We start from the raw sequence: 15,569 nt of genomic DNA, 5'->3' as shown, positions 1-15,569 counted from the left end.
CCCGGCTCGACCGCAGGCCCACCGGACAGCCGGCAAAGGTCGAACTGCGCGACGTGTTCAACGCGATCCTCTACGTCAACCGCACGGGAATCCCCTGGAAGTACCTCCCGCACGACTTCCCGAACCACGGCACCGTCTACGCCTACTACGCCGCCTGGCGCGACGAGGGGATCTTTGCCCAGCTCAACTACGACCTGACCGGCCTGGCCCGCGTGAAGGAGGGACGCAACCCCGAGCCGACAGCATCCGTGATCGACACCCAGAGCGTGAAGACCTCCACCAACGTGCCCCTGACCAGCCAGGGAACCGACGCCGCGAAGAAAATCGTCGGCCGGAAGCGCGGCATCCTCACCGACACCATCGGGCTGATCCTCGCCGTGGCCGTCACCGCCGCGAGCCTGTCCGAGAACGCCGTGGGAATACACCTCCTCAACCAGGCCAAGAAGACCTACCCGAGCATCTCCAAAAGCTGGGTCGACACCGGCTTCAAGAACGCCATGGTCGAGCACGGCGCCAGCCTGGGAATCGACGTCGAGGTCGTTCACCGGAAGTCCGACGTCCCCGGATTTCACGTGGTGAAAAGGCGGTGGGTGGTCGAACGAAGCCTTGGGTGGATCATGCTGAGAAGGCGCCTCACCCGCGACTACGAGACCCTCCCGGCCAGCTCCGAGGCCATGATCCACATCGCCTCGATCGACAACCTCGCCAAGCGCATAACGGACGAGAGCACACCAACCTGGCGAGGCACCTACTAGGACATAAAGGGCAAACTACTCTCATCAAATGCCCTCTGAGAGAAGACGATCGGCGGCCTGCCGTGGAATGCCAGGGGCGGCCTTGTAACACCCCTGGCCGCTCTGGTCGCTACGGCGGCACACGGGTCTGGATAGGCTGGGCAGGCGGCCAGAAAGTGTCCCCGAGTTCACGGCGGTGGCGCATGAGCGAGCCGATCGACACCCCGATGATGACCTGCGCGGTCTGTGAGGCGTACGTGCCGTGGAACCCGTTCTCCGTGTGTTCCTGGTCTTGCTACGACTCCCTCCGCGACACGGACTTCGAGGACTGGCTTTGTACGCGAGAACGGGAGTCGTCTGTCGACGGTTTCGGGAGTCGCTGCGCAGCCTCGTCTCTTGATCAATATCGATGAGTTCGGGAGTCACTCACGGCCCGGTGGACGGTTAGAAGCCCATCCACCGAGCCGTGAGTTGCCTCCGGTGCCGTTCTTCCTCAGCGATGCGGTCGCCGAGTACGGCTTGGTCGATGTACGGGTCGACCGCGGCGAGGACCAGGCGCTGAAGCTTGGTCCGCCTTGGTCAGTCGGCCACTCACCGGGACCGCTCCATCGCGGTCTGGCCGAGCTGCTTCGACCTTGACGGATCCGCGGGGCCGGCACGGGAGGCGTTACCCGCGGTGCTGCTGTCAGAGCAGCTTCTGCGGTACCTGGAACTGGTCGACGGGCGCGATGTTGCACGTGGCCTTGGGCCCGCCGAGCAGGTGCCCCCCGATGCCCTCACCCTCCGGTAGCGGCACCAGGCAGCGGCCGTCGACGTTGATGAGCGGAGCACCATAGGTGTTGAGGATGCCGCCGGCGTCGCCCGCGATGGCGCTGTCGCCGTTGCGGGTTCCGAAGTCCGTGTCGGATGCGGATGCGGATGCGGGTGCAGCGACGGCCATCGTGGCTGCAGTCGCGAAAGCCGCGCCAGCCAGAACCTTCATGATCACTGTGATGCTCCTGTTCAATGAGCCCTTCATCTTCGTGATCCGTTCAACGCCACGCTGTGGTTGAAGTTACGTGTGCCAGCCCAGCGCCGACAGGGCGATCGGACCGGGGGAGGCGGCGGGGTGCCTCCTGAGGCCGTGAACATCGACCTGGCCGTCGGCAAGGTGACTCCCGCACTCATCGACAAATGACGTGGCAACTCGTGTACAAAGCCAGAGGACGGGCCCGAGGCGCTCGCCTACTTCTTCGGCCTCGGCCCACCCACACGAGTGGATGATCCTTCCCACGGGCGGTCTTCTTCGCGGCCGTGGCCCCGGGTTTCTCGGCGGCGCCCGGCAGCGCCGTCACCGAGGAGACCACCCCTACCGACTGAGGTGTTTGGTGCTCCTGCTCAGCGAGGCGGGTCGCAGCGAGCCGTGCCCAAAGCGGGCGTTGGCCTTGTCGACGACCGGCTCCAGGGTGCGGGCGTCCTCCACGGCCCGGTCGAAGGTGAGCTGGACCGCTGTAGCCGCCGCTGAACCAAGAGCGCCGACCCGGGCGGTGACGCCTCGAATACGTGCCCGTTCCAGGCCGAGCCCGCTGTGGAGGGAGTACAGGGTCTGCTGCAGGGCGGGGGTGTGGCCGGTCGGCTCCTTCACTGTCCGGGAGCGGGTGGTGCTGGAGCGGTCGGCGTAGGTGATCTGCAGCTCGACGGTCCGCGCGATCTGCTGGGACTGGCGCAGCCGGGCACCGAGTTCGACGGCCAGGGAAAGCAGCGCCTGCCGGACCTGGCCGGGGTCCAGGACGTCGCGGTCGGAGGTGCGCTTGGCCGCGATTGTGGCGGGCGGCCCGGTGGGGGAGACCTTACGCGGGTCGGTGCCGTTCGCCCGCTCGGCCAGGAGTCGTGCGGTGCCCGCCCCGGCGATGCGTTGCAGGGTCGCCGGCGGTAGCACGCGCAGGTCGCCGACAGTCTCCAGCCCGTACCGGTCCAGGGTCCTGGCGAGCGCCGGTCCGACACCGGGCAGCGCGAGCACCGGCTGCGGGTCCAGGAACGCCCTCACAGCGTCCCGGGTCATCGGCCACGAGCTGAAGTCCGCCCGGCGGGCAGGTGTCGGCGGCGATGCTGGCGATCATCCGGTTCGACCCTCCGCCCACCGTCACGGTCAGCCCGTACCGCGCGGCGAGCCGGGTCTGCAGCAGATCCCCCAGCTGCGCCGGGCTGCGGCGGAAGTACTTGAGGGCGCCGGTGACGTCGACCAGGGCACTGTCGGGTGGGAGTGCCTGGACCACGGGGGAGATGTCGCCGAGGACACCGAACAGCTCCCGGTAGGTCTCGAACGGCACCCGGTGGCAGCGCACGTGCAGGACCGTCATGGCGTTCACCCCGCGCTCCCCTGCTTCACCAGACGTTTCGGCATGTCTCGCCCGAGCGGGGACCCGCACACGCGAGGGCCTGTTCGACCAGGCCGCGCAGTTCCTCGTCGCGGAGAATCATCGGGTATCCCCCATCTGTGGACAGGCGACGGTCCGACTGCCGAACCGTCAGCAGCGCGGCCCGGATCGCCGGGCTGATCTCGCCCATCCGGATCAGAGCCTGGAGCGCCTCGTGGAAGAACCCGAAGCCGTCACCGCCGTCGGCGATCGGCAGCACGAACTCCTCCAGAACCTGCATGCTCGGTTCGGCCTGGCCCGTGATCGACCAGAGTGTGATCGCGGCGGTGAGGCGCGGCCAGTGTGTGCTGTTCTCCATGGCGAGCCGGACCCGGTCCGCGTAGGGCGCCGCGTCGAGGCCGAAGTCGGTCAGGGCGCCGATCGGCCCGTATCCGGGTTCTTCCGCCGTCATGACCGCGTCGCCGACGAGCCGCAGTGCTGCCTCGCGGTCCTCGCCGATGTATGCGGCGGTCCAGGCCACGAACGAGTGGTTGCCCGGGGAGTCCAGCACCTGGCAGGTGCGCAGGGCCGGTTCGGCTGAGGCGGCGGCCGGGCCCATCGCTCGCAGCACCCCGATCACATGGATCGAGGTCCAGGTGTCGGCCAGCAGCGGGAGGAGATCAGGCAGGGCCGGCAGCGCGTCCTCGCCCCATGCTTCCAGCACCTCAAGGAACCTGCGGGTCGCATCACCTCGGGCCCCGCCCTGCCGGATCGTCTCCCGCATCGCGGGCAGCAGGATGTCCGCGTGCGCCCGCAGCGGGATCAGCACGTCCTTGATGTCCGGCCGCCTCGGATCACCGACGACGTAGCCGCGGCCCTGCTCCTCCTCTTGAGCACGGAGCTGCTCGATGAGGCCCGGCAGGGCGCGCGGGTCACCGGTCCGGGCCAGCGCCCAACGGGCGATTTCGCCGACCGTTCCGTCGAGGTACTCGTCGGCCCCGTCGTCGTCGAGCAGCGCCGCCAGTCGGTCGGCGTACGGGGCCGCCGCCGGGCCCAGTACGGCGAGCATGTTTGCCGCCCGGAGCCGTACGGCGCCGTCCGGATCGGTCAGCAGCCTGCCTGCCAGCGGCAGCAAGGCGGTTTCCACGGAACGCCGTTTGGTGAGGAGCCGCCACGCCAGGTCCAGTGCCACCCGGCACAGCGCGGCGTCCCCGGTGCGGTCCGCCGTCTCGATCAGCCGGACGGCGAAGGAGAGTTCCGCGCCGGGGTCGTGCGCGGGCTTCCAGGCCGTCGACCGGACCAGGTCCTCGCGGGTCCAGGGACCGTCGACATCCGGGGTGTACCAGACCTCTTCGAACCGTGGTCGCAGCGCGGGATCGGAGAACACCTTGATCAGCCGGTCCATTTGCCGGACTGGCAGCTCCCGGTCGAGTCCCGCCGAGGCGTGCACGGCCGCGACCCACAGCACCGGATCGTCCCCGCCCAGCACCTCCGCCAGCACCGCCCGCGCCTCGTCGAAAGCGTCGCCGGTCCTGCCGGCCCCGGCCTCCCCGGATGCGGCCTCGCCGAGGGCAAGCAGCAGCGGCAGCCGAACCGTCGGATCCGGCTCCACCCGCCATTGCTCCAGCAGCCGTACGATCCCGGCTGCCAGGGGTATCGCCGCCCGCCGCACCTCCGGGTCCGGATCCGCGAGCAGGGCCCACGTTCCCGTCCAGTCCTCGTCTGCCAGCGCCGGGGCGTGCATGGCCACCAGCAGCTCGACGAGGGAGACCCGAGCGCCCATGGCCGGGTCGGCGGCGAGCGCGACGACGAACGGCAGGGCGGCTGCCGCTGCGGTCGGCGTCCGACCCTCGTTCCTCGTGACGAGGGAGTAGAGCGGGTAGCAGTTCTCCTCTGTCGCCTCCGCCCCCGCCAAGGCGAGCAGGCGCAGCGTCCGCGGTACGTCCTCGACCGGATCGTGCGGATGCGCCGTTTCAAGCTCATCCCACGCCACGGAGTCCAGCGCCTCCAACGACATTCCCGTCACCGTCATCCTTCTTCACCACCACGTCGTCCTGCTCGCCACCGGCCGTCATCGTCCAAGAAACCCGCCGTCCTGTCGCTCGAATTCGCTGATGCCTCATGAGACACAGTTCAGCCTGGAGAACCCTGCGACGCGTGCCACACCCGGCCCGCCCCGCCCCGCCGCCCGCCCGGCCGCCCTCGCCCACGATGTCCTCGCCGCCCTCGGCAAGCCCTACACGCCGCCCGGGCGTTGGAACACCCAGCCCGCGCTCACCTGGGCCGCCGCTGCGGCCTGGGCCCGCACCATGCGCCTGCACCACCTGATCCTGCTGCGCGGCCACCTCCTCACCCTCGCGCGTTGGCGCCACCTTCTCGCCTTTCAACAGCGCACCGGCGCCCACCTGACCATCGTGTGCCACCGCACGCCGACGCCCGCCATCACCCGGGCCCTGGCCGGCACCGACCACACCATCACGCCACTACTGACCCTGACCTGCCGGCCCTACTTCAAGCCGCAGAGCACTGCCGTCTACGGCCCCCACAGGATCCTTGGGGCCGCCGTGGTGGCCGCTTCCCGCTGACCTTCCCCCAGGCCCTGCCCGACGGCCCCCAGTGGACGGTCGGCGTCCCCCTGGCTGACCTCCCACCGGAGCTCCAAGCCGCCGCACTCCGATAAGAACCCATAGCCACAGGCAGCACACGGCCGGCCCGGCAAGACACCATGGTGCACCGAAACGATGAACTCCCCGTCATCGACGGCACGTTGATCCGGTTAGAAGTCGACCACCTGCTTGGCGACCGCGATCCCAAGCCAGTGTGGTTGCGGTCATCGGCCACCGGCGCTACTGCCGCCGACATCGACCGCCGGTGGCATGAAGGTCCCAGGCCCACCGCCGGCCAGCTGACCGGAACGACCCGAGGTACACCCGCACGGGTGACGGCACGTCAGCGCGAAAACGGGAGTTCGACAGCGGCCTGCCGTGGCTAGACTCGGCCGACACCAGCCGCCAGTGCGAGACCGAGACGAGACACCACCCCAGATGAACGAGGATCAGGCCCGCACGGTAGCGGCGCTGTCCGCAGCCGAATACGCGGATGTCGCCGAGCTCCAGCACGAGATCGACCTGCGGGTCTCGGCCGGTGACTTCGACTGGGTCGCCAGCCTCGGCGGGGACATCGCCGGGCAGGCCGCAGCGGAAGGGGGTCCCTCCGGCAACCACCTCGCGGTGCTGGGCCACCTCCTCCGAAGCCTGGCCGGCTGCGCGGCACCGGAGAGCCTGCGCGCTCTGCTCCGGACCCCTCTTTCGCTCTCACCGGACGGCCGGCAACGGCAGCGGGAGGAACGCGCGCTGGCGGCGATGGTCGCCCACAGTCAAGGTGCCGAGGACATCGAGCGAGTGGTGTACGGGGAGCAGGCGGATGCAGTGCACCCCCGGGAGTTCCGGGCCTGCCTGCTGCACGAGCTGGTGCTCACCGGGGCTCTGGTCGAGGAGTCTCCCACCCTCCTCGCCTTCGCCCGAAAGCTCGTCGCGGACGGGCATCCGCTCGCCGTACTGCCCCTGCACCTGCTGCCGGAGGAGCAGGGGCTGATCCGCCCGGACGGTGCGGCGCCCGACTGGACCTGGGCCGTGTCGTCCCTGGCCGGGACGTTTCACGGCGCCGCCGAACTCCACGTCACGCCGCCGATGCGGGAGCGTACGGCGGGCATCGAGATGACCGAGATCAGCGTCCCCGAGACGGCCGACGTGATGGGCGCGGCCGTCCGGCACTGGTGCACGGACTCGAACGGCCGGATCGCCGCTCAGGACTTCTGGTCGCCCGACCCGGTGCCGCCGGAGGACTTCCCGGCCGTGTTCGAACGGCTGCTGCTGACCCCCTGGGAGCAGGAACGGGCCCAGCTCCATCCGTCCACCGCCGAGGAAGTGTTCCGGATCCTGCTCACCGCGGCCACCCGGGGATCGGCATACGGCCCGGCCCAGTACGGCGCCCACGGGAGGCTCGCCACCTGGCGCTCGCTCGGCGGGCTGACCGGGGCTCCGGTGGACGCCCCGGTCGAGCGGATCGCCGAACTGGCCCGGCAGACCCACTGGTTCCGCCCCGATCCCGGCTCCGCCTGGTTCTACGACGTTGCCTGGGACCTGGCCGTGGCGGCGCTGCGCCCCGACAGCCAGGGAATCGCCGTGCTGGCCGCCACCGATACCGACTGACGGATGGTCACCTGACCCAGCACGTACCCGGCCACCAGGGCGACCGCGGCGGTCACGACCAGGAGCTCGTCGCCGTTCATGCGGGCTCCGCCGCCCACTCGCTGACTGCCAGGCAGGACCGGACAGCGACAACATCCGCATTATCTCGGTCGGCACCGGCGGCATCACCGAAACCTGGCACCGGCCCCAGTGCCCCGGCTACCTGATCGAGCGGATCCTGCTCGAAGCCGGCGCCCAGCACGTCAAGGAACAGGAATCCCGGGCCCGCAACGCCTTCCCCGCTGCCCACCAGCGGCTGCAGACCGCCGCCGCCTCCCTCCCGGCCGACACCGCCGCTGCGCCGTTCATCGCGGCCCTCACCCAGCTCGTCGAGGTGCAGGCCGACACCACAGGCTTCGTCGTCCTGTGCACGTGGGTCGAGATCCTCGACCGGCACTTCCCTGCGCAGGACCCGGCCTGAACGGCATCACCGCGCGGCGAAAGGCTGGCTCGTCCCGCGACGGCGCCGGCCTTCCGTCGGATCAACGTGAGTCCACTGAGTGACGGGGGCGAGGTCAGGATCGATGACGGTACTGGTACCGGTGCCGGGGCGGCCGAGAGCCAGGGCTACGACGGCGGGAGGCGGGTGAAGGGCGTAGGCGGCATATCGCCGCCGACAGCCTGGGCCTCCACACACAACGCTGGTGCGCGGAGGCCGACGGTGGTTCAGCTCTATTGGACGAGCTCGTAGATCGTCGGTGAGGTGCTGGCCGCGAACCCGCCCCCGCCCAGATAGGCCGCCTGGATCAGGTGAAGACCGACGGCCAGGGTCGAGGTCGTGAACACCGCGTGCCCGGTGCTGTCGAGCGGGACGACGGCGACGAGCTGCGACCTGTCCATGAACACCACGAGACCACTGGGGACGGCCGTACCGGAACCGGCCGCCACTGCGGCGGTGAAGGTGACCTGCTGGAACGGCGGCGTGGGGTTGGCCGAGGAGGTCAGGCTGGTGGTGGTGGTGACGGGCGCTTGGTCGCAGGTCGTGCGGGTGATCGTGTCACTGTCCAGCGTGACCGCGGCGTTGCGGGCCAGCGTCCGGCCCTCCACGGTCACCCCCGTTGTGACGGTGATCGAGGCGAGGGCCAGGACGTTTCCCCGGAGGATGGAGTTGGTTCCGAGCGTCGCGGAGCTACCGACCTGCCAGAAGACGTTGCAGGCCCGCGCGCCGTTGACGAGGTTCACGCTGCTCGCGGACGCGGTGGTGAGGGTGGATGCGGCCTTGAAGATGAAGACGGCGTTCGGGTCGCCCTGAGCGTCGAGGGTCAACGGTCCGGTGATTCCGAACGTGCCGGCGGGCGAGTCGTACACGCCGGGGGTCTTGGTGGTTCCGCCGAGTTCCACCGGGACGGTGGCCGTGGTCGGGCGCCCCGCGGCGTCGTTGTACGCGGCGGTCAGGTCGTTCTTGGCTTGCAGTGCGACAGCGTCGGCCACGTGCTGGGTCCCGTTCACCTGCCCGGGGGGAAAGCCGGTCACCGAGGTACCCGGGCTCAGTCCGAGGTCGCCGTTGACCGTGGTGGGACCGGTGTTCGTGATGGTCGACGCGGCGAGGACCGCGAAGTCTCCGGCGGTGCCCAGCGATACCGGTGGCGTGGCCGTTCTCGGGCTCGCGCTCGGTGGCGTGGCCGCGCCTGCGCTCGGCGGCGTGGCTACACCGATGAGGGCAGTCGTCGCACAGACGAGGGTGAGGGCCGGGGCCAGCCGGGATTGGGCGGCAATCCTGCGGAGGGTGCCCGTGAGACCAGTGATCATCATGGGTTTCCTTTCGTTGAGGCTACGTCAAGCGAGCCTTACGACAGTCACAATCCCACATAGGCCAGGCATATCGGCTTAGGGCGTATGCAAGCATTCATGCGGGCGGAGGTAGCCGTGATCGACTGGGCGGGATCACGGAGACGAGTCCGTGCCGCGTCATCAGGAGCCGGACATTTGAGGGGAATCCACTGCCGAACCCCTCTCGTGGGTGCCTGGATCTCACCGCGACCGGGTGAGCGGAGCACGACGCTGCGTCCTGTGCCTCGTGCACCCGCTACTGACGCAGAACTGGGAGCGGCACGTTCGTGTGTCCGCTGAGGATTTGGCCGGGCTGGTCGGGCGAATCGGTGGTGATGGCGACCGGTTCCTGGTGGTCCATCGGATACCCGACCTGCCTGACGTCTTCGCCCACCTCGGCGCCGACTGGGACCAGGTCCTCACCCGGTCCAACCCCGTCGGCCACGCCTGGGGGCTGCTGCGCTTCGCGGTGGAGAACGAGCGCCGCCAGCGCGGCGAGGTCCTCACGCTGGTCGAGAAGACCGTCTTCATGGACGCCGCCAACCGCGCCACCCGCCCCGTCTTCGAGGCACTTGGAGACGGGCTCGGGATCTACCACGCCATCAGCCGCCTGCCCGAGCGCCAGTACGACGCGCTGCTGTTCAACCGCTTCCCGGAGTACAGCAACGCCGACACCGCCGCCGTGATGGGCATCAACCCGGGCACCGTTCGCGTGCTCGTCCACCAGGCCCACAGCAAGCTCCGCAAGCACACGCTGCTCGCCGTCTCAGAGTCCGACGAGGAGTAGACCGGTGAACGCCGAACTCGACCACCTGACCCACACCGCCGCCCCCTACGCCCGCTTCACTGGCTACGACCCCCAGGCCGGCCGCCGCCGCATCGCCGCGAAGATCGCCGCCCTCAAACAGCAGACGGCCGCACCCGAGCGGAACGACCCGCCGCGCCCCGCCGAACAGCCCGAGCACGAGCAGGCCCTCACCTTCCAGCAGCACGCCGAACGCGACCTGCGCACCCTCGCCACCTGCATCATCAACGAGGACGACGCCCCCGAACACCTCGACGGACTGCGCCTCGCCCGCGACCCCAAGGGCGCCCTCGTCTTCGCCGCCCTCCTCTACCTCAGTGGCCACCCCAACAACGCCCAGTGGTGGTGGCAGTTCGCCGCTGGCGGCGGCGAGAGCAACGCCGCCTACGCCCTCTACCTCCACCACGCCGCCCTCGGCGAGCTGAGGGACGCCGAGCACTACTTCCACGAGACCGCCCGGCTCATGGATCAGTCGAACCGCTCCCTGCCCACCGCGCCGCCCCCGCCCAGCGTCCCGCAGATCGACCTCTACCTGTTCAACATCCCCTGGCACAGCCAGCACCTGCCCGGCGACACCACCGACCTGGCCCGGCCCGACCCGAAGCTGCGCAGCACGGTCGACGACCTCGACGCCGTGCGCGAGGACGACCGCTTGGGCGCCTTCGTCCTGCCCACCGAGACACCATCGCCGAGCAGCTGCACGACCTCGTCTGTCAGTAGCACCGCCACCGACACCGCCCCGACCGCCAGGAGAAGAACCGTGTCTCCCGTCCTGCACAACGCCGCGCTCATCACCGCCGCCGGCGCCGCCTGGTACGCCGTGGCGATCACCGCCGCGGCCGTCACCGCCGTCGCCGCCCGCAGCGCCGACCGCCGCCGCGACGCCCGGGAGGTCCTCAAGGTCCTCGTACGCCGCCACGCCCGCTAGCCCTCGGCGACGGACGGAACGGCCCGGGCACGGACATGGGTGTCCGTGCCCGGGCCGTTCCGCTGCGGGGGCCGTACGGCGGCGCTGGTCGGAAGGGGATTCCCACTGCCACCGCATCAGGACATGCGATCCCGCTCGGTCCGAAAGGACCGGACGGGATCTCCGTTGTTGCTGGCCCGGGGTCGGGCCGGCCGTCAGCGGTGCGACCAGTACGGGTCGTCCGCGGTTGGGGGCGTCACGGTCAGCTGGTGCGAGTAGTCGCCCAGCCGGTGGCCCGGCTGGGCGGGGTCCTTGCCGTACACCTCGGTGCCCGCGTACTGGACCCCGTCCAGGAAGGCCTGCAGGCTCACGCCCGGGGTGTCCATCTCCAGGGTGACGAAGACGCCGTCGGGCGAGGTGGCGGAGATCTGGCGCTCGTCGGTCAGGAAGGTGCCGGTGTTGGCACCGGCGAAGTTCTGGAACCTGCCCACGCTGTAACCGTGCGCCCTCCAGTACTGGGCGAGCTGGTCGGCGAGGGCCTCGTACCTCGACCGGTCGATCCGGGTCTGGAGTGACCACATGCGGTACACGGTGGAGGTCGGCCGCGGTTCGCCGTCCCAGTGGTTCTCGGCGCGGACCACGTAGTACCAGCCGTCGGAGTGCGCGACCTGCGGGGTGATGGCGCCGACGGAGCCTTCGAGGGCGCGCTGCATGCTGTCCCGGGCCTGCCCGGCGTCCGTCCCCGGCTTGTCGTGCCGGGCGATCGGGCCGTGGCCGTTGTCGAAGAGCCAGGATCCGGTCGCGACCGCGCCGAACAGGAGCAGCAGGAGCACGGTGAAGACGGCCGGCTTCCAAAGGCCCTTGGTGTGGTTGCCGGTTTCCATCTGCATCGCCCCCGCGTCGGTGCCGGTCTTCCCGCCGGCCTTGATCACGAGGCTACGGGGCGGGCGGCCCGGCAGACCTGAGCACGGGTACTCAGATCCGGGCTCAGGGGCGGTAGGCGGGCAGGCCGGGCACGGCGGCGGCCTTGTGCGGGGGCCGGGAGCCGTCGACAGGGGACGGCCCCGGCCACCGACGGGATGTTCCACCTGGTCGTCCGTGGGCAGAACAACACCGGCGGCGGACAGCCAGGTCCACCCCGCTGCCGATCCGCGCCACGCGGCCCAGCTCGCCGGCGCAGCCTGACATCGGAACCGCAGTTTGGGGATGGCCAGGTCCAGGTCGCCGGCCTGGGTGGTCAGGGTCTTGTCCCGGTGCCCGTTGCGAAACGCGGTGCGCGTCTCGGTGTGCTCGTTCCATTCCGCGCCGATCCGGGCCGTGGCCTCGGCCTCGATCAGCTCCTGCAGCATCCGCTCGGCCACCCCGCGGACGAGTTCGAGCCCGTCCACCGAACGTAGTGACTCCAGCAGGCGTAGTAGGTCATGCTGGGACAGGGCCACCGTGCACCTCCCGCATTGAACTGGCCGTTCACTACGGAGAGTTGCACGGTGGCTGACTCATGCTCAGGGAGCGTGAGTCCTTCGCAGGTGTGCGCCCTGGGAGCGAGCCCGCGCACACCTCAACTTTGATCGGCTACACCATCCCGCGGGACGCCATCGTGATCGGGGTTCAGCCAGACCCGCAAGGGCTTCGGCTGCTTGTTCGGCGTGCCCCAGGTGGACAGCCGCAGCTTCTCGGCGGCAACCCAGCGAGGGGTCGACAGCCGGTGCGTCTGGTACCCGCCCGGCCGACGGGAAGGCTTCGCGGCATACGGATTCAGCGGCCCATCCACGTCCAGCAGTAGCAACGGCCTTGTCGAGGCGACATCCACACTCATGTGCCGCACCGTACCGCCACCATCGTCCGCCGACCTCGGAACATTTCGGGAAGCGATCACTCGGGCCACGGGAGACGATCCTCGCGAGCCTCTCGCACTGCTGGCCAGCCCCACTCGGGAACACCCCCGAGCTGAAATACCGCCCGTCGGCGGGCTCGGCGTCACCGCCGGCCACGGCTGCGCCGCGTCAGCAGTCCCGTCTGGCCTTCCTAGCCGACCGTCACTGCGTATGTCCTGGGGGAGTGGTAGGTGTCCTTGAGGGCTCCGGTACAGGTGAAGCAGTTGTCGAGGGCGAGCTTGGTGGAGCCTTTCGTGCCGGCCCTGAAGACCAGGTAGAGGTTCCCGCCGTCACCGGAGTGGCTCTGGTCGCCGGCGATCCGGTCCTCGCCGATGAAGGACACCACGCTCGGGTCGGCGGTCGGCGGGACCGCCTTCCAGTCGTTGCCGGGGACCACGGAGAGTTTCCAGTGGAGTGAGAAGGTCTGGCCGGGTTTCACGGTGATTTCGCGCCGGTTGTCGGCGAAGACCGTGCCGTGGTCCATCCGGCCTGTGTCCGAGCAGCCCGCGGCCGCGAGCAGGAGCGGTACGGCCGCGAGTGCGGCGGCTCGGGCGACGGGTCGCCTCACGCCTGCCTCCCGGTCTGCTCCTGGCGGTTGTCGATCCTCAGGCCGAGGACGGTGGCCACCGCGTCGAGCCAGCGGGCCGCCAGGGTGTCGCTGTTCACTCCGGTGCTGCCGACCGCTTCGAGGGCGGCATCCAGCCAGGAGCGGGCGAGGGTGGTGGCCGCCTGGCCGGGCAGCGGCTCGGGGAGATCGGCGGCGTTGCGGATGCCGCCGGCCCGGACGATTTCGGCGAGGAAGCGGATGCCGCGCGGCTGCACGGCGAGACCATCGGCGTGGATCGCTGCGGCGATCGCGCCGTCGGAGAAGAGGGCGAGCCGGTACGGGCCGTCCTGGGGCAGACCGAAGCGCAGCAGGGTGGGTACGTCGTACGCGGCGAGTTGGGCGTCGGTGCGGCCTGGGGGCGGGGTGGGTGCGCTCATCGGGGTGCTCGTCCTCAGTGCGGGAGCCGGACGCTCTCGGTGGTGTTCATGTCGGGGTACTGGCCGTTGAGGGCGGACCGTCACCGTAGTGGTCGGCGCTGAACTCCGGCGGACTCTGAAGCCCTCCCTTCACCACCTCGAGATCATTGGCGGCCTGGTCAAGCCCCTTCGAGCTCGCATCCAGGGCCGTGTGGTCAACGGTGAAGTCCCGTGCCATGAGTCCCCCAGTAGTGATCTGGCTGTCCAACATGTGCATGAGTACCAGAAATGCCCCGGAGGTTCCCAGCCGGCCCGGGGAGCCCCAGCATGTCCAAGGCGAAGTGGAAAGAGATGATGAATCGTCATGTTCATTGATATGGGGCGGAAATTCGAGGAGACGGACTCCGCTGCCCGCGACGGCATTCGCCGGAAGTGGAACCGTAAAAGGCGAGTGCCGCAGTCTCCTCACCCGGCGAGCCTCAGGACATCCACGCGAGGAACCTTCATGACGGGCCGACACGTCCTGCCTGCTCCCGGCCCGGCCGGCCGACTTCGTGTTCCGTCAGTGTCCGGAGCCGATCCGATCAGGGACCGCGGTCGCCCACGTGTGGGCCGGCAGTGATCCTGTCCCTCAGCCGCTCCGGACGGCGCGGTGCGAGCAGTGGGTACGGGCAGACGGCCGGGCGGCCGTGGCGGCGGCACAATGACGCCCATGGACATCGACACGGCACGCGGTGCGGCAGCGGACTGGGTCAGGCGGGAGGGCCGCCGGTACGAGGGCTACCGCGGCGCGTACTTCAGCGGTTCGACGGTGGCCCTCGGCGCGGGAGCGGCGTTGCCCGTCGGCACCGACGTGGACATCATGCTCGTCATCGACAAGCCCGTCGGAGGACTGAAACTCGGCAAGTTCGAGCACCGGGGCGTACTGCTGGAAGTCACCCACCTGTGCTGGGACCGGATCCAGCCGGCCCCGTCGGTACTGGCGAACTACCACCTCGCCGGGGGGCTGAGCCGCGACACCGTCATCGACGACCCCACGGGCGAGCTGCGCGAACTGCAGGCCGAGGTCGCGCACTCGTTCGCCGACGAGGCGTGGGTGCGGCGCCGCTGCGACAACGTCCGCGAGAAGATCGAGACCGCCCTGTGGTCCTTCGACACCTCGGCACCGTGGCACGACCAGGTGACGAGCTGGCTCTTCCCGACCGGCGTCACCACCCACCTCCTGCTCGTCGCGGCCCTGCGCAACCCGACGGTGCGGCTGCGCTACCTGCGGGCCCGTGAGGTCCTGGCCGACTATGGCCTGACCGATCGGTACCCCGGTCTGCTGCGGATGACGGGCTGCCGAAACCTGACGGGGGAGCGGGTCGAGCGCCACGTCGACGCCCTGGCCAGGACCTTCGACGAGGCGGCAGCCCTTGCCCGCACTCCGTTCTCCTTCAGCTCCGACATCACCCCCGCCGCCAGGCCCATCGCCATCGACGCGAGCTACGACCTCGCGCGCCGAGGTGACCACCAGGAGGCGGTGTTCTGGATCACGGCAACCTTCGCCCGTTGCCACAAGATCCTCGCCACCGATGCTCCGGAGCGCGAACACGCGCTTCGGCCCGCCTTCGCCGAGCTGCTGGCCGACCTCGGCATCTCCTCCACGAGCGACCTTCTGGCCCGGGTGCAGGAGACCGTCGCCGCGCTGCCCGTGGTGTGGCAGACGGCGGAGGAGATCATCGCCGCCAACCCCGGCATCACCCGTGACTGAATCGCCCCGGCCGCCAGAGGGCATCACGGCAAGCGCCACGCGTGCTGGAACGAGGCATGACGAGTGCGTGGCACAGTCGGCTTGAGGTTCCCCCGAGGTGCGGAAGGTTGCCGGACATGACCTGATGGGTCGTGAGAAGGGAGCCTCTGCCATGGCTGCACCGATGAAGTATCCGCC

At 69.8% G+C, this 15,569-nt stretch carries 14 protein-coding genes and 1 pseudogene; 6 read left to right on the top strand and 9 right to left on the bottom strand.

Annotation, left to right across the window (positions count from 1 at the left end; all coding sequences use genetic code 11):
- The coding region (locus tag P3T39_RS35850; protein ID WP_280703504.1) for an IS5 family transposase at positions 1-755 on the top strand (755 nt) is incomplete at its 5' end.
- 664 nt (positions 756-1,419) lie between these two features.
- On the opposite strand, the gene P3T39_RS35845 is transcribed toward P3T39_RS35850, so the two are convergent.
- The 3 genes from P3T39_RS35845 to P3T39_RS35835 form a co-directional block, all read right to left on the bottom strand.
- Positions 1,420-1,716 (bottom strand): hypothetical protein, encoded by a 297-nt coding sequence (locus P3T39_RS35845; RefSeq protein WP_280703506.1) that lies wholly within the window; start codon positions 1,714-1,716, stop codon positions 1,420-1,422.
- 366 nt (positions 1,717-2,082) lie between these two features.
- Entirely contained in the window at positions 2,083-2,775 is a 693-nt protein-coding gene (locus P3T39_RS35840; protein WP_280703503.1) for a hypothetical protein, read from the bottom strand.
- A gap of 323 nt (positions 2,776-3,098) precedes the next feature.
- The gene (locus P3T39_RS35835) at positions 3,099-5,102 is read right to left on the bottom strand and encodes a HEAT repeat domain-containing protein (protein WP_280703502.1); all 2,004 of its coding nucleotides are present in this window, start codon (positions 5,100-5,102) and stop codon (positions 3,099-3,101) included.
- A gap of 82 nt (positions 5,103-5,184) precedes the next feature.
- On the opposite strand from P3T39_RS35835, the gene P3T39_RS35830 reads away from it, so the two are divergent.
- Both P3T39_RS35830 and P3T39_RS35825 read left to right on the top strand, forming a co-directional pair.
- Positions 5,185-5,655 carry a hypothetical protein gene (locus P3T39_RS35830; protein WP_280703501.1) on the top strand — a complete coding sequence of 157 codons (471 nt, stop codon included), beginning with the start codon at positions 5,185-5,187 and terminating at the stop codon, positions 5,653-5,655.
- A gap of 459 nt (positions 5,656-6,114) precedes the next feature.
- A complete protein-coding gene (locus P3T39_RS35825) occupies positions 6,115-7,281 on the top strand; it encodes a DUF6183 family protein (RefSeq protein ID WP_280703500.1) in 1,167 nt (388 codons plus the stop codon).
- Between the two features lie 76 nt (positions 7,282-7,357).
- Here the strand turns inward: P3T39_RS35825 and P3T39_RS35820 are convergent, their stop codons facing one another.
- Positions 7,358-7,717 carry a hypothetical protein gene (locus tag P3T39_RS35820; RefSeq protein ID WP_280703499.1) on the bottom strand — a complete coding sequence of 120 codons (360 nt, stop codon included), beginning with the start codon at positions 7,715-7,717 and terminating at the stop codon, positions 7,358-7,360.
- 275 nt (positions 7,718-7,992) lie between these two features.
- On the bottom strand, positions 7,993-9,072 hold the full coding sequence (locus P3T39_RS35815; RefSeq protein ID WP_280703498.1) for an ice-binding family protein: 1,080 nt from the start codon (positions 9,070-9,072) through the stop codon (positions 7,993-7,995).
- Positions 9,073-9,619: 547 nt separating this feature from the next.
- Between P3T39_RS35815 and P3T39_RS35810 the strand changes: the two genes are divergently transcribed.
- Both P3T39_RS35810 and P3T39_RS35805 read left to right on the top strand, forming a co-directional pair.
- Positions 9,620-9,877, top strand: a complete 258-nt coding sequence (locus tag P3T39_RS35810) for a sigma-70 family RNA polymerase sigma factor (RefSeq protein ID WP_280703505.1) — start codon at positions 9,620-9,622, stop codon at positions 9,875-9,877.
- 4 nt (positions 9,878-9,881) lie between these two features.
- Positions 9,882-10,823, top strand: a complete 942-nt coding sequence (locus tag P3T39_RS35805) for a hypothetical protein (protein ID WP_280703497.1) — start codon at positions 9,882-9,884, stop codon at positions 10,821-10,823.
- A 194-nt stretch (positions 10,824-11,017) separates the two neighbouring features.
- On the opposite strand, the gene P3T39_RS35800 is transcribed toward P3T39_RS35805, so the two are convergent.
- From P3T39_RS35800 to P3T39_RS35785, 4 genes and pseudogenes are all read right to left on the bottom strand, one after another.
- Entirely contained in the window at positions 11,018-12,241 is a 1,224-nt protein-coding gene (locus P3T39_RS35800; protein ID WP_280703496.1) for a transposase, read from the bottom strand.
- 158 nt (positions 12,242-12,399) lie between these two features.
- Positions 12,400-12,618: pseudogene (locus P3T39_RS35795) on the bottom strand (hypothetical protein); the annotation flags it as partial.
- A gap of 209 nt (positions 12,619-12,827) precedes the next feature.
- On the bottom strand, positions 12,828-13,244 hold the full coding sequence (locus P3T39_RS35790; protein ID WP_280703495.1) for a hypothetical protein: 417 nt from the start codon (positions 13,242-13,244) through the stop codon (positions 12,828-12,830).
- Positions 13,241-13,660: a hypothetical protein gene (locus tag P3T39_RS35785; protein ID WP_280703494.1), complete on the bottom strand. Its 420-nt coding sequence runs from the start codon at positions 13,658-13,660 to the stop codon at positions 13,241-13,243. Before P3T39_RS35785 ends, P3T39_RS35790 begins: the two co-directional genes overlap by 4 nt.
- A gap of 691 nt (positions 13,661-14,351) precedes the next feature.
- Here P3T39_RS35785 and P3T39_RS35780 point away from each other — a divergent pair.
- Positions 14,352-15,392: a hypothetical protein gene (locus P3T39_RS35780; RefSeq protein WP_280703493.1), complete on the top strand. Its 1,041-nt coding sequence runs from the start codon at positions 14,352-14,354 to the stop codon at positions 15,390-15,392.
- Positions 15,393-15,569: the final 177 nt, after the last annotated feature.

It is taken from the genome of Kitasatospora sp. GP82, from assembly GCF_029892105.1.
In the GTDB taxonomy this organism is placed as follows: domain Bacteria; phylum Actinomycetota; class Actinomycetes; order Streptomycetales; family Streptomycetaceae; genus Kitasatospora.
This window is presented reverse-complemented; position numbering and strand designations above follow the sequence as displayed.